We start from the raw sequence: 13,060 nt of genomic DNA, 5'->3' as shown, positions 1-13,060 counted from the left end.
GCCGTTGTGCGGCGAAAAACAATGATTCGCGAAAAGTGTCGCCTAGTTGCCCCGGGGCGGGCAGCCGGTCCGGGCACCGTCGCCCCGGCGGCACAATGGAGGGTGATGACGAATCTGGTCAACCTTCAGGACGTGTCCCTGGCCTACGGGCCGCTCGTACTCCTCGACAAGGTGTCCCTTGGCGTGGACGAGGGCGAACGCATCGGTGTGGTGGGCCGCAACGGCGGCGGCAAGTCCACCATGATCTCCGTGCTGGCCGGGCACACCGAGCCCGACTCCGGCCGCGTCGTGCACAACCGCGGGCTGCGGGTCGGCTTCCTGCACCAGCGCGACGACTTCCCCGACAGCACCGTCGGCGAGTTCGTGCTGGGCGACCGGGCCGAGCACGAGTGGGCGGGCGACGCGCGCATCCGCGACATCCTGCGCGGCCTGCTGGGCGGCTGGGACCTGAACCTGCCCATGTCGGGACTGTCCGGTGGTGAGCGCCGCCGTTCCGGGCTGGCGCGCCTGCTGGTCGACGACCACGACCTCATCATCCTGGACGAGCCCACCAACCACCTCGACATCGAGGGCATCGCCTGGCTCGCCGAGCACCTGGGCCGGCGCCCCGAGGCGCTCGTGGTCGTGACACACGACCGCTGGTTCCTGGACGCCGTGACCACCCGCACCTGGGAGGTCGGCCGCGGCACGGTCGAGCGCTACGAGGGCGGGTACGCCGCCTATGTGCTGGCCAAGGCCGAACGCGACCGCCAGGCGGCCGCCGAGGAGGACCGCCGCCAGAACCTCATGCGCAAGGAGCTGGCCTGGCTGCGCCGGGGAGCACCCGCGCGCACCTCCAAGCCCAAGTTCCGGATCGAGGCGGCCAACCAGCTCATCGCCAATGAGCCGCCCGCCCGCGACACCGTCGAGCTGGTCCGCTTCGCCAGCTCCCGCCTGGGCAAGACCGTCATCGACCTCAAGAAGGTCTCGGTGGCGATCCCCGACCGCGTCCTCCTGGACGAGCTCACCTGGCAGCTCGGCCCGGGCGACCGGGTCGGCCTGGTCGGCGTGAACGGCGCGGGCAAGTCCACCCTGCTGAAGATCCTCGCCGAGGAGAAGGAACCCGACTCGGGCACCGTGCGCACCGGCCGGACCGTCAAGCTCGCGCACCTGTCCCAGAACATCGCCGAGCTCGACCCCGCCATGCGCCCGCTTCAGGCGGTCATGGACGTGCGCGAGCACATCACCATCGGCAAGCGCGACTACACCGCCAGCCAGATGCTGGAGAAGTTCGGTTTCCGCGGCGAGCGCCAGTGGACGCCCATCGGCGACCTGTCCGGTGGTGAGAAGCGCCGGCTTCAGCTGCTGCGCCTGCTCATGGACGAGCCCAACGTGCTGCTGCTGGACGAGCCCACCAACGACCTCGACATCGAGACCCTCACCGAGCTCGAGGACCTCCTCGACGGCTGGCCCGGCTCCCTCGTGCTGGTCAGCCACGACCGGTACTTCCTGGAGCGCATCACCGACCGCGTGCTCGCCCTGATGGGTGACGGCACGCTCGCCTTCCTGCCCAACGGGGTCGACGAGTACCTGGAGCGCCGGGCGGCCACCGCCGACGAGGTCACCGTGCCCCTTGGCGCCTCCGAGGCGGCCGCAGCCGAGGCAGCCCCGGCCGCTGCTCCCGCGATCTCCCAGGCCGATCGTCGCGCCGCGCAGAAGGAGATGCAGCGGGTCGAGCGCCGTATGGACAAGATCGCCAAGCGCGAGGCCCAGCTGCACGAGCAGATGGCGGCCGCCGCCGAGGACTACACCAAGCTCGCCGAACTCGACGCCGAGGCCAAGACCCTCGCCGCCGAGAAGGACGAGTTGGAGATGGTCTGGCTGGAACAGGCCGAACTCATCGGCGACTGACCCTCCCGGTCAGCGCGCCAGCCGGGTGAGGGCCGCCGCCAGGGCCTCCCCGGCGGCGGTCTCCAGGTCCGGGACCACCCCGGCGCCCTCCCAGTTGGTCCCGCTGACCGGATGCCCGGGTCGTCCGGTCGGCACCGTCACCTCCAGGTGCGGGTGGATCCGGAAACCCTCCCGGGGGTGGGCGCCGCCCCCGGTGCGTTCACCGACGACCGTTGCCCGCCCGTGCCGCTGCAGGTCGTAGGCGAGCTCTTCGGCGCCGGAGAACGTGGTGGCGCCGGTCAGTACCGCCAGCGGCTTCTCCCCGCCGAACACCGGTCCCGGCACGAACGGTGTCCAGGACTGTCTGGGCGGCGTCCCGTCGCCGAAGTGCATCGTGTGCAGATGAGTGGGCTCGTCGAACAGGTGCGCGCAGACGAACGCCACCGTCGCCGGGTCTCCGCCCCGGTTCTGCCTCAGATCGATGATGAGCGCCTCCGCGTCGGCCACCAGCCGCAGCGCGGCGCTCAGCTGGTCGGCCGCCATCGACAGCGGGTAGAGCAGCGGCCGCAGCTCCAGGAATCCGACGTTGCCGTCCAACCGCTCCACCCGCGCGACCCCGCCGAACCGCTCCCGTGCCTCCCGCGCCATCGCCTCCATCAGACCGGCGTCGCCCGGCAGCGCGGGGATTGCCTCGACGCGGTGCTTCAGCCGCAGGTGCAGATCGCCGTTGAGCGACTGGAGGTCCCCGGCCACCAGCTCAGCCAGCACGGACGGATCCCGCGCCTCTCGGTACTCACCTGCTGCTCGCCCTTCGGCGAGCAGCAGCCGCATGCGGTGGGGCCCCGGGCGACCCGCAGCTCGCCCTGCGCCACCTGAGGCTCACCCCGGAACAGGTCGAACGGATCCACGACACACTGCTCACCCTGGTCGAGGAGACCGAAGGGGCGGAGGAGGGCCAGCCGCGCTACGGGCTGCTGGTCAGCTTCTGCCAGCAGCCCTCCACACCTACGCCCGAGTAGGCAGCCCGTAGGCTGCTCACAGGGCGCGCACCGTACCGAACCGCAGGAGGAGACCCCATGGCCGACCTGGACCAGATCCCGGTGACCCTGATCGACGGCCGCGAAACCACTTTCGGCGAGTGGTCCGGCCAGGTGCGGCTGGTGGTGAACGTGGCCTCCCGCTGCGGACTCACCCCTCAGTACGAAGCGCTGGAGGAGTTGCACAAGCGCTACTCCGACCGCGGGTTCACCGTCCTCGGCTTCCCCAGCAACCAGTTCCTCCAGGAGTTCGGCGGCGAGGAGAAGATCGCCGAGTACTGCTCGATGACCTGGGGCGTCACCTTCCCGATGATGAGCAAGGTCAAGCTCAACGGTCGCGGACAGCACCCCCTCTACGCCGAACTCGCCGAGGTCCCCGACGCCGAGGGCAAGGCCGGAAAGGTCAAGTGGAACTTCGAGAAGTTCCTGGTACTGCCCGACAACACCGTCCACCGCTTCCGCCCCACCACGGTCCCGGACGCCCCCGAGATCGTCGAACTCATCGAGAAGTCCCTGCCCGAATAACCGGTGCCGGGGCCACCAGAAGCAGCGGCCCGCCCAGCGTCCGCGCCTACCCGCGAGGCCTCGGCCGTGAGGCGTTCCGGGAGGGAAGTTCCCGCGTCCGGCCCGTTCACCTATGCACGGCGAGGACCGCGGCGAGGCCCTCCCTCAGATCCCTGACGAAGAACTCGGGAACCTCCAGTGACGGGAAGTGTCCCCCTCGTTCCGGCGTCCTCCAGCGGACGATCTGCCGGAACCGCTCCTGTGCCCAGGGGCGCGGGTACTTCTCGATGTCGCGGGGATAGGTAGTGATCGCTGACGGCACGTCGACCCGGAGTTCGGGGTCGAGTGAGTGGTGGCTCTCGTAGTAGATGCGGGCCGACGACGCACCGGTCCGCGTCAGCCAGTACAGGGTGACGTTGTCGAGAACCCTGTCTCTGGAGACCGTCTCGAACGGGCTGTCCTCGGTGTCCGTCCACTCGGCGAACTTGTCCAGGATCCAGGCGAGAAGCCCGACCGGTGAGTCGACGAGTGAGTAGCCGATGGTCTGCGGCCGGGTCGCCTGCTGTTTCGCGTACGCCCCGCGGTCGCGCCAGAAATCGCGGGTCTCCTCCGCCCACCTGCGCTCGGCCTCCGTCAGCCCGTCCGTCGTCAATCCGGGAGGTGCCTGCGCCAACGTCGTGTGAATGCCGAGCACGTGCTCCGGGAACCTGCCGCCGAGGATCGTGGTGACCACGCCTCCCCAGTCGCCGCCGTGCGCCACAAACCTGCGGTACCCGAGCCTCCCCATCAGTTCCACCCAGGCAGCCGCGATCCTTTCGGTGCCCCAGCCGGTGACGGTCGGCTTGTCGCTGTAACCGAAGCCCGGCAGTGACGGGACGACGACGTGGAACGCCGGTGCGTCCCCGTCCTCCGGATCCGCCAGCTCGTCCACCACGTCGATGAACTCGGCGATGCTGCCCGGCCAGCCGTGCGTCATGACCAGCGGAGTGGCGTCCGCGCGCCGGGACCGGCGGTGCAGGAAGTGGATGCCCACACCGTCAATGGTCGTGCGGAACTGGCCGATCCGGTTGAGGCGCTCCTCGAACGACCGCCAGTCGTACTCAGTGCGCCAGTAGTCCACGAGATCGACGAGGTCGGCCAGAGGCACGCCCTGATCCCACCGCTTCGGACCGGGCGCTGCGCGATGGACCGTCTCGGCCTCCGGCAGTCGCGCCGCGGCCAGTCGTGCGCGCAGGTCGTCCAGGTCGGCGTCGCTGGTGTGGGCTTCGAACGCGTGCACGTCGTTGTTCGGGCGGGACATGAGACCTCCTGGCCATCAAGGAACCGGCTAAGACGGTTCTAACACGGCCTTCTCCCGGGAGACAACCGGCTAAGGTGGTTCCATGCGTTCCGGCTTCCCTGACTTCCGCCTCGGCAGCGTGCTGGCGACCAGCTTCACGGCGACCCTGACGGAGCGTCAGGGCAACGCCGTGGAGCGCATCCCCACGCCGCAACGACTCGTCGACTGGCTGGCGGTGAACGGCCTAGCCGTGGCGTCCTGCACTCCCGCCCAGCTCGACCTGGCACGGGAGCTGCGGGAGTCGATTCACGCCGCCGCGACAGCGGCCGCGACCCAGGACGCCCTCCCCGCGTCCGCTGTCCGGGTCATCAACGACCGCAGCGCGCGGGGCCGGGCCTCGGCCGTCCTGACGCCTGAGGGCAGGCGGCGATGGCAGCTCAGCTCGGACTCCTCGGTGGAGGACGCCCTCAGCGTGATCGCCGCCGACGCGGTCAGCGTCATCGCGGGCGAACGAGACGGAAGGCTGGCCCTGTGCGCGTCACCGACCTGCCGGGCCGCCTTCTTCGACACCAGCCAGAGCCGCACCCGCAAATGGTGTGACATGAACACCTGCGGCAATCGCCAGAAGAAGGCGCGCTTCAACGCCAACCGGCGCGGGAAACCCAGCACGGCCGAGTGATCGCCACCCCGGGGCGGCCTCCCTCGACGCGACCGGCCGCCACTCTGACTTCCGCGCAGGCAGGGCGAAGCTCCGCTGGACGCTGATCCACATCGGCCCGCTTCGCTACGACGGCGGATGGCGGTGGTCGGGTGCCTGTTTCGGCCCTCTCTCCCGCGTGATCTTGCTACCAGGGGCAACTTCGGCGCCGATTTCGCTCCTGGTAGCAAGATCACGCGGGAGGTGGGGGTTTCGGGTGCTGTGCCTCCGTGCCCGCCCCGAGCCGCTGGGGGAGCGGACCGGGCTCCGGGCCCCGATAGGGCGGGTCCCGGCCGTTCACCGGCCGGGACCCGTAGGAAACAGGCGCGCAGCTCTAGCGGAGCTCTCCCGAGAAGACCTCGGCGATGGCCTGGGCCCCGGCCAGGTTGGTGTGGATGTCCGGGCCCCGCGCCACGTTGCACATCCACGTGAGGTCGCAGATCCGCTGGAGGTTGACCGGCATCCCGGTGTCGCTGCCGGCGGGCACCTCGGTGTTGGCGCCCTCGAAGACGGTGTCCACGTCGGCCACGTCGATCCCGGCGGCCCGGTAGGAGGCGGTCAGCGACTCGTTGACCTCGCCCAGGATCTCCACGGTCCGGGCGGCCAGGCCCTCGTCGGCGTCCTCGGAGGGCACGGCCTCCGCGCCGTCCTCCGCTTCCCCGTCCCCCGCTTCCCCGTCCTCGTCCTCCGTTGCCTCGGCCTCAGGCTCCTCCAGCAGGGCCAGCGCCAGGAACGGGTTGTAGTAGGTCATCGCGATGATCTGGGTGTCCGGGCCCGCGGCCTCGGTCAGCCGTTCGGCGATCAGCGGGACCTCGGTCTCCAGCCGCTCCAGGCCGTCCGCCACGCACTCCTCGTTCACGCCGATGTCCTCGACGCTGAGTTCGTCCTGCCCGCCGGTGCCGTCCACGCAGTTGGTGAAGTTGTTGCCGCCGATGGTGAGGGTGACCAGGTCGACCCGGTCCCCGTGCTCCCGGAGGAACTCCTCGGCCTGTTCGAGCTGGGACCCCGCCTCGTAGCGGGTGTCGCAGCCCGCGATACCGCCCTCGATGAAGGTCGTGGTGTCCTCGCCGCCGCAGCCCATGCGCTCGTGCTGGAGCGTGGAGTCGGCGTCCTTCAGCTCGCGGTACAGGACGTCCGTGTAGCCCTCGGCGGTCTCCTGCGCCCGGCCGTCCTCGTCGGGCTGTACGCCCACCGTCAGGGAGTCGCCCAGGGACAGGTAGAAGCTCTGCGTCGTGGTCGGTTCCGCGTCGCCGCCTCCGGAGCAGCCCGCGACCACCACGGCCGCGGCGACCGCGGCCATCCACCGGATTCTCAAAGTGCTCTCCAACCAAGACCCGTACTGGAAATGAATCGCGCCCAGTTGGCGGGTCCCGGTGAGCAGACGGATACCGCCGGGTAACTACCCTTGCGGACCCGAGGGGGCCTTGTCGAGGGGGGCCAGGAGGCATCTCAGTAACGATGCCAGCTGCTCGCGCTCGGCGGCCGGCATCGGGGCCAGGAGGGTCTCCTCGTAGCTCAGCAGCGAGGCCAGGGCGGCGTCGATGCGCTCGGCCCCCTTGTCGGTGAGCCGGACCAGGACGCCGCGCTTGTCGGCGGGGTCGGGGCGGCGGCGTACGAGTTCGGCGGCGGCCAGTCGGTCCACCCGGTTGGTCATGGTCCCGGAGGTGACCAGGGTGGCGCGCAGCAGGCGCCCGGGGCTCAGCTCGTAGGGCGGCCCGGACCGGCGCAGCTCGGCCAGGACGTCGAACTCCCAGGGTTCCAGCGCGTGCTCGGTGAAGACGGTGCGGCGGGCACGGTCCAGGTGGCGGGAGAGCCGGGACACCCGGCTGAACACCTCAAGGGGTGTCACGTCAACGTCCGGCCGCTCGGATCGCCACGCCTCGATCAGCCCATCCACCTCATCGCGCATGGCACCACCATATCTCTTGACATCAAGATAGTGGGGCGGGTATGCGACGCATACCCGCCCCACCAATGATCAGGGACGACATCCCCTCCTGTGGGCAGTGCCACACGTGGCACCCCCGCAGGGGCGAAGTCAGCCGGAACGCCGCTTGCGCGTGTCCAGCCTCGGTTTCGCTTCCAGGGCCGAGAGCCCGTTCCAGGCCAGGTTGACCAGGTGGGCCGCGACCACCTCGCGCTTGGGCTTGCGGACCTCCAGCCACCACTGGCCGGTCAGCGCCCACATGCCCACCAGGGCCTGCGCGTACATGGGGGCGAGTCCCGGGTCGTAACCCCGTTCGGCGAACTCGTCGGCCATGATGTGCTCGACCTGGCTGGCGATGTCGTTGATCAGACTCGCGAAGCTGCCGGTTCCGGACGCCACGTGCGAGTCGCGGGTGAGTACCCGGAACCCGACGCTGTCCTCCTCGACGTAGCGCAGCAGGGCCAGAGCTGCCTTCTCGATCTTGCTTCGGGCGTGGTCGGCGGTGAGGGCCTCGCCCATCATGTCCAGGAGAGTGCGCATCTCCCGGTCCACGACGACGGCGTAGATGCCCTCCTTCCCGCCGAAGTGTTCGTAGACCACGGGCTTGGACACCCCGGCCCGTGCGGCGATCTCCTCAACGGAGGTCGCGTCGAACCCTCGTTCGGCGAACAGCTCCCGGCCGATCTCCAACAGCTGTTGCCGACGCTCCTTGCCCGTCATGCGCTTGCGGCGCACGCGGGTCCTCTGCTCGCTGTCGGCTGCTCCCATGATGGTTACTGATCCTAGACCTTGACCCGCTTGGCGGCGAGTCGTTCGTTGTTGGGCCAGCGGACCTTGGTGGCCCAGCCGAACTTCTCGAAGATCCAGATGAGTCGGGCGGAGATGTCGATCTGGCCCTTGAGCACGCCGTGGCGGGCGCAGGTCGGGTCGGCGTGGTGCAGGTTGTGCCAGGACTCACCGAAGGACGGGATGGCCAGCCACCACACGTTGCGGGAGCGGTCGCGCACCTCGAAGTTCTCCTCGCCGATGGTGTGGCAGATGGAGTTGATCGACCAGGTGACGTGGTGCAGCAGCGCCACGCGGACCAGGCTCGCCCAGAAGAACGCGGTGACCGCGCCCCACCAGGACATGGTGATCAGACCGCCGATGGCGGCGGGGGCGAACAGCGAGAACATCACGATCGGCAGGAACAGCCTGTCGACGAGGACGACGTCCTTGTCCTTGAGCAGGTCCGGGGTGAAGCGGCGCGGGGAGGTCTTCTTCTCGTCCAGGTACATCCACGCCATGTGCGCGTAGTACATGCCCTTGGCCACGGACTTCCAGTCGTCGCCGAAGCGCCACGGCGAGTGCGGGTCGCCCTCGGCGTCCGCGTACTTGTGGTGGCGGCGGTGGTCGGCCACCCACTTGATGACGCTGCCCTCGATGGCCATGGAGCCGGCGATCGCCAGCGCGATCCGCAGCGGGCGCTTGGCCTTGAAGGAGCCGTGGGTGAAGTGGCGGTGGAAGCCGACGGTGATGCCCAGGCCGCTGATCGCGTAGAAGACCGTCGCGATGGCGATGTCGACCAGCGACAGGCCCCAGCCCCAGAAGAAGGGCACCGAGGCGAGCAGCGCGATCAGCGGGATGAACACGAACGCGAAGACGGTGTAGCGCTCGGCCTTGCCCCTCAGCTCGGGCTCGTACTCGGGGATCACCTCGCGCTTGGGCGCGGCGGTGGTCTCTGCGGCTTTGACGATGCCTTCGGTCGGCACCTCAGGGGCAGCTGTCATGGGTCTTGCACACCTCGTCACGGAGAACGTCGTCACCGGTCAGGACGGCGTCACCGGTGCCAGGGCACCCGTCGAGACGGCCCAACCTATTCCTACGTAACCGTAACCTACGACCTCGTAGGTTTGGCAAGCCCCCGGTTGAAGGCGCTATGTTGGTGTCGATCGTTCGGGCGAAGCCGTCCGAGTCGTTCCCGGATGATGTAATCGGCAGCATGTGGGGTTTTGGTCCCCATCGTCCAGGTTCGAGCCCTGGTCCGGGAGCAGTCCTTTCCACCGCCCACCCCTTCGCGGGGTTCGCGGGCGCGCCCGCGTCGCGCGGGTGCAGCGCAGGTGTAGCGCAGGTCACGTGGCTGATGGTTGCCCGTGACGCGCATGTATCCTTCCCATGTCGGCCGCTGGTCATCCGACGGCCGCCCGCGCGGCATGCGGGTCGCGCCGCCGCAGGGTGAGCCGACGTTCATATGCCAGCTATCTCGAGGGGTCTCCTCCAGTGAGCGTGAACCGTCCGGCTGCCGCGATCATCCTCGCGGCGGGTGAAGGCACCCGTATGAAGTCCAAACTTCCCAAGGTGCTCCACGAACTCAACGGTCGCAGCATGCTCGGCCACGTGCTCTACGCATCCCGAGAACTCGACCCCCAGAACACGGTCGTGGTCGTCGGCCACGCCCGTGACCAGGTGCGATCCCACCTGGAAGACGTCGCCCCCGAGGCGGTCACCGCGGTGCAGGAAGAACAGAACGGCACCGGCCACGCCGTGCGCATGGCGGTCGAGGACCTCGCCGCCAAGGGCATCGAGCTGTCCGGCACCGTCGTCCTCACCTGCGGCGACACCCCCCTCCTGCGCGGCACAACCCTCGCCGCGCTGGTCGCGGCGCACGAGAAGGAGGGCAACGCGGTCACCGTGCTGTCCGCCCGCGTGCCCGACCCCCACGGCTACGGGCGCATCGTCCGCGACGCCCACGGCAGCTTCACCGAGATCGTCGAACACGCCGACGCCACGCCCGAGCAGCACCGCGTCGACGAGATCAACTCCGGCATGTACGCCTTCGACGGCGCCCTCCTGAGCCAGGTCGTCCAGCGCCTGTCCACGGACAACGCCAAGGGTGAGGAGTACATCACCGACGCCGTCGCGCTGCTGCGCGGCGACGGGCACCGGGTGGACGCCTGGATCGCCGAGGACTGGAACGAGGTCCAGGGCGTCAACAACCGCGTCCAGCTCTCCGAGGCCCGGCGGATCCTCAACGACCGCCTGCTCACCGAGCACATGCTCTCCGGTGTCACCATCGTCGACCCCGCGACGACCTGGGTGGACGCCCAGGTCAGCATCGGCGCCGACACCGTGCTCCATCCCAACAGCCGCCTCCACGGCACCACCGAGATCGGCGAGGACGCCCAGGTCGGCCCCGGCGCCGACCTGCGCGACACCCTCGTCGGTGACGGCGCGAAGGTCCGCGAGACCACCGCGGACGGGGCCGAGATCGGTCCCGGGGCCACCGTCGGCCCCTACACCTACCTGCGGCCGGGCACCCGCCTGGCCGAGCGGACCAAGGCCGGAGCCTTCGTCGAGGTCAAGAACTCGAACGTCGGAACCGGCTCCAAGATCCCGCACCTGACCTACGTCGGGGACGCGGACATCGGTGTGGACAGCAACATCGGCTGCTCCTCGGTGTTCGTCAACTACGACGGGGTCAACAAGTCCCGGAGCACCATCGGCGACCACGTCCGCATCGGCAGCGACAACACCATCGTCGCTCCCGTGCGGGTCGGTGACGGCGCCTACTCCGGGGCCGGGACCGTGGTCCGTGACGACGTCCCGCCGGGGGCCCTCGCCGTGTCCGAGGGAAACCGGCAGCGTAACGTCGAGGGCTGGACGCGGCGCAAGCGTCCGGGAACTCCGTCCGCGGAAGCGGCGGAGCAGGCGGAGCGGCACAGAGCCGACGACGCGAAAAAGCAGTGACTGTGGGGGAGAAACACGTGACCGGCATGAAGGCCACCGGCCAGAAACAACTGATGCTGTTCTCGGGGCGTACGCACCCGGCACTGGCCGAGGAGGTCGCGAAGGAGCTGGGGATCGAGGTGTGCCCCACCCGGTTCGACACCTTCGCCAACGGCGAGATCTTCATGCGGTACCTGGAGTCGGTGCGCGGCAGTGACGCGTTCGTCATCCAGAGCCACGCCGACCCGGTCAACGAGTCCATCATGGAGCAGTTGATCATGGTGGACGCGCTCAAGCGCGCCTCCGCCAAGCGGATCACCGTGGTGACACCGATCCTGGGCTACGCCCGCCAGGACAAGAAGCACCGGGGTCGCGAGCCCATCTCCTCGCGCCTGGTGACCGACCTGTTCCGGACCGCGGGCGCGGACCGGATGATGGCGGTGGACCTGCACACCGACCAGATCCAGGGCTTCTTCGACGGCCCGGTTGACCACCTCTTCGCGTTGCCGATCCTGGCCGACCACGTCGCCAGCCAGGTCGACCACTCCGAGATCACGGTGGTCTCCCCGGACGCCGGCCGCGTGCGCACCGCCGACCGCTGGGCCGACCGCCTGGGCGCGCCCCTGGCGATCATCCACAAGCGCCGTGACCCGGACGTCGCCAACCAGGTGAAGGTCCACGAGGTCGTCGGTGAGGTCAAGGGCCGCGTGTGCGTCCTGGTCGACGACATGATCGACACCGGCGGCACCATCGTGAAGGCCTCCGAGGCCCTCTTCGAGCAGGGCGCCAAGAAGGTCATCGTCGCCGCCACGCACGGTGTGCTCTCCGGCCCCGCGGCCGAGCGCCTGCAGAACTCGCGGATCTCCGAGGTGGTCATCACCAACACGTTGCCGGTGCCGGAGGAGCGCTCCTTCGAGAAGCTCACGCAGCTCTCGATCGCCCCGCTGGTCGCCCGCGCGATCAACGAGGTCTTCACCGACGGCTCGGTCACGAGCCTGTTCGACTAGCTTCACCGGTTTCATCAGCCGTATCAGCAGTACCTCCGGCCCGACCGGAGTCCGCTGAGGTCCCCTCAGCAGCCCCCCAGGCGCCGTGTGTGCCCACCGGCGGGACCGCAAGGCCCCGCCGGTGGGGCATGTACGGAGTCGTCACCAGAGCCAGTAGACTTGACCGAGTGTCCCCGTGCCCGGGTGGATTCCTGCTGTGTATCCGCCTGGAACCAACACGGGCAGGGGTGCGCGACGAGCGTTCCCGGGCCGAACCGGTCCGGTGACGGCTCGCCGGGCACGCCTGGAACCAGGGCGGTCGAGTCCCCGGCAAGCTGGGCGACCCCGCCGTCATTCTCCGCCGAAGGCGAGAATCGTTCGTACTACTGGAGTCGTGTTCCCCGTGCTGCGGGGTTGAACCCGAGGAGTTTTGTCGTGTCCGAGGTACGTATCGCTGCCGAGCCCCGCACGGAATTCGGCAAGGGCGCCTCCCGTCGCGCCCGCCGCGCGGGTAAGGTGCCGGCCGTCCTCTACGGCCACGGCACCGAGCCCCGCCACCTGAACCTGCCGGGCCACGATCTCATGCTCGCCCTGAAGACCCCGAACGTCCTGATTCGCCTCGAAGGCCTGGACAAGGACAACCTTGCCCTGCCCAAGAGCGTGCAGCGCGACGCCATCAAGGGCTTCCTGGAGCACATCGACCTGCTGGTCGTCTCCAAGGGTGAGAAGGTCGAGGTCGAGATCAACGTCTCCCTCACCGGTGAGGTCAAGGCTCCCGGCGTGCTCAACCAGGAGCTCGTCACCGTGACCGTCGAGGCTGAGGCCACCCACATCCCGAACGGTGTCGAGTTCGACATCGAGGGTCTGGAGATCGGCGCCACCCCGACCGCCGCCGACCTGAAGCTGCCCGAGGGCGTCACCCTGGTGACCGACCCCGAGTCGCTCCTGCTCACCGTCTCCGCGCCGCGCGTGGAGGAGGAGCCGGAGACCAGCGGCGAGGCTTCCGAGAGCGCTGAGGCTGCCGCCGCCGAGTAAGGCGCGGTGCCACACCACACA

At 69.3% G+C, this 13,060-nt stretch carries 12 protein-coding genes; 6 read left to right on the top strand and 6 right to left on the bottom strand.

Annotation, left to right across the window (positions count from 1 at the left end; genetic code table 11):
• The first annotated feature begins 105 nt into the window (after positions 1–105).
• Complete coding sequence (locus tag HNR07_RS19875) at positions 106–1,890, top strand: ABC-F family ATP-binding cassette domain-containing protein (RefSeq protein ID WP_184366281.1); 1,785 nt, start codon at positions 106–108, stop codon at positions 1,888–1,890.
• Between the two features lie 9 nt (positions 1,891–1,899).
• Here HNR07_RS19875 and HNR07_RS19870 read toward each other — a convergent pair whose 3' ends face one another.
• Positions 1,900–2,700 (bottom strand): S41 family peptidase, encoded by an 801-nt coding sequence (locus tag HNR07_RS19870; RefSeq protein WP_184366280.1) that lies wholly within the window; start codon positions 2,698–2,700, stop codon positions 1,900–1,902.
• A gap of 245 nt (positions 2,701–2,945) precedes the next feature.
• Between HNR07_RS19870 and HNR07_RS19865 the strand changes: the two genes are divergently transcribed.
• Positions 2,946–3,431 carry a glutathione peroxidase gene (locus HNR07_RS19865; protein ID WP_184366279.1) on the top strand — a complete coding sequence of 162 codons (486 nt, stop codon included), beginning with the start codon at positions 2,946–2,948 and terminating at the stop codon, positions 3,429–3,431.
• Positions 3,432–3,537: 106 nt separating this feature from the next.
• On the opposite strand, the gene HNR07_RS19860 is transcribed toward HNR07_RS19865, so the two are convergent.
• Positions 3,538–4,710 carry an epoxide hydrolase family protein gene (locus HNR07_RS19860; protein ID WP_184366278.1) on the bottom strand — a complete coding sequence of 391 codons (1,173 nt, stop codon included), beginning with the start codon at positions 4,708–4,710 and terminating at the stop codon, positions 3,538–3,540.
• An 82-nt stretch (positions 4,711–4,792) separates the two neighbouring features.
• Between HNR07_RS19860 and HNR07_RS19855 the strand changes: the two genes are divergently transcribed.
• Entirely contained in the window at positions 4,793–5,368 is a 576-nt protein-coding gene (locus HNR07_RS19855; RefSeq protein ID WP_184366277.1) for a CGNR zinc finger domain-containing protein, read from the top strand.
• 352 nt (positions 5,369–5,720) lie between these two features.
• Here the strand turns inward: HNR07_RS19855 and HNR07_RS19850 are convergent, their stop codons facing one another.
• The 4 genes from HNR07_RS19850 to HNR07_RS19835 all read right to left on the bottom strand — a co-directional run bounded on the left by HNR07_RS19850 (position 5,721) and on the right by HNR07_RS19835 (position 9,082).
• Positions 5,721–6,686: a GDSL-type esterase/lipase family protein gene (locus HNR07_RS19850; RefSeq protein WP_184366276.1), complete on the bottom strand. Its 966-nt coding sequence runs from the start codon at positions 6,684–6,686 to the stop codon at positions 5,721–5,723.
• A 99-nt stretch (positions 6,687–6,785) separates the two neighbouring features.
• On the bottom strand, positions 6,786–7,295 hold the full coding sequence (locus HNR07_RS19845) for a MarR family winged helix-turn-helix transcriptional regulator (RefSeq protein ID WP_184366275.1): 510 nt from the start codon (positions 7,293–7,295) through the stop codon (positions 6,786–6,788).
• A gap of 129 nt (positions 7,296–7,424) precedes the next feature.
• Positions 7,425–8,081, bottom strand: a complete 657-nt coding sequence (locus HNR07_RS19840; protein ID WP_184366274.1) for a TetR/AcrR family transcriptional regulator — start codon at positions 8,079–8,081, stop codon at positions 7,425–7,427.
• Positions 8,082–8,095: 14 nt separating this feature from the next.
• Positions 8,096–9,082: an acyl-CoA desaturase gene (locus HNR07_RS19835; protein WP_184366273.1), complete on the bottom strand. Its 987-nt coding sequence runs from the start codon at positions 9,080–9,082 to the stop codon at positions 8,096–8,098.
• Positions 9,083–9,572: 490 nt separating this feature from the next.
• On the opposite strand from HNR07_RS19835, the gene glmU reads away from it, so the two are divergent.
• From glmU to HNR07_RS19820, 3 genes are all read left to right on the top strand, one after another.
• Positions 9,573–11,039 (top strand): bifunctional UDP-N-acetylglucosamine diphosphorylase/glucosamine-1-phosphate N-acetyltransferase GlmU, encoded by a 1,467-nt coding sequence (gene glmU, locus HNR07_RS19830; protein ID WP_184366272.1) that lies wholly within the window; start codon positions 9,573–9,575, stop codon positions 11,037–11,039.
• 17 nt (positions 11,040–11,056) lie between these two features.
• Entirely contained in the window at positions 11,057–12,025 is a 969-nt protein-coding gene (locus tag HNR07_RS19825; RefSeq protein WP_184366271.1) for a ribose-phosphate diphosphokinase, read from the top strand.
• A 414-nt stretch (positions 12,026–12,439) separates the two neighbouring features.
• Positions 12,440–13,039, top strand: coding sequence for a 50S ribosomal protein L25/general stress protein Ctc (locus tag HNR07_RS19820; RefSeq protein ID WP_184366270.1), 600 nt, complete (start codon positions 12,440–12,442; stop codon positions 13,037–13,039).
• Positions 13,040–13,060 lie beyond the last annotated feature (21 nt).

The sequence above is a fragment of the Nocardiopsis metallicus genome (assembly GCF_014201115.1).
GTDB classification, from domain to species: domain Bacteria; phylum Actinomycetota; class Actinomycetes; order Streptosporangiales; family Streptosporangiaceae; genus Nocardiopsis; species Nocardiopsis metallicus.
This window is presented reverse-complemented; position numbering and strand designations above follow the sequence as displayed.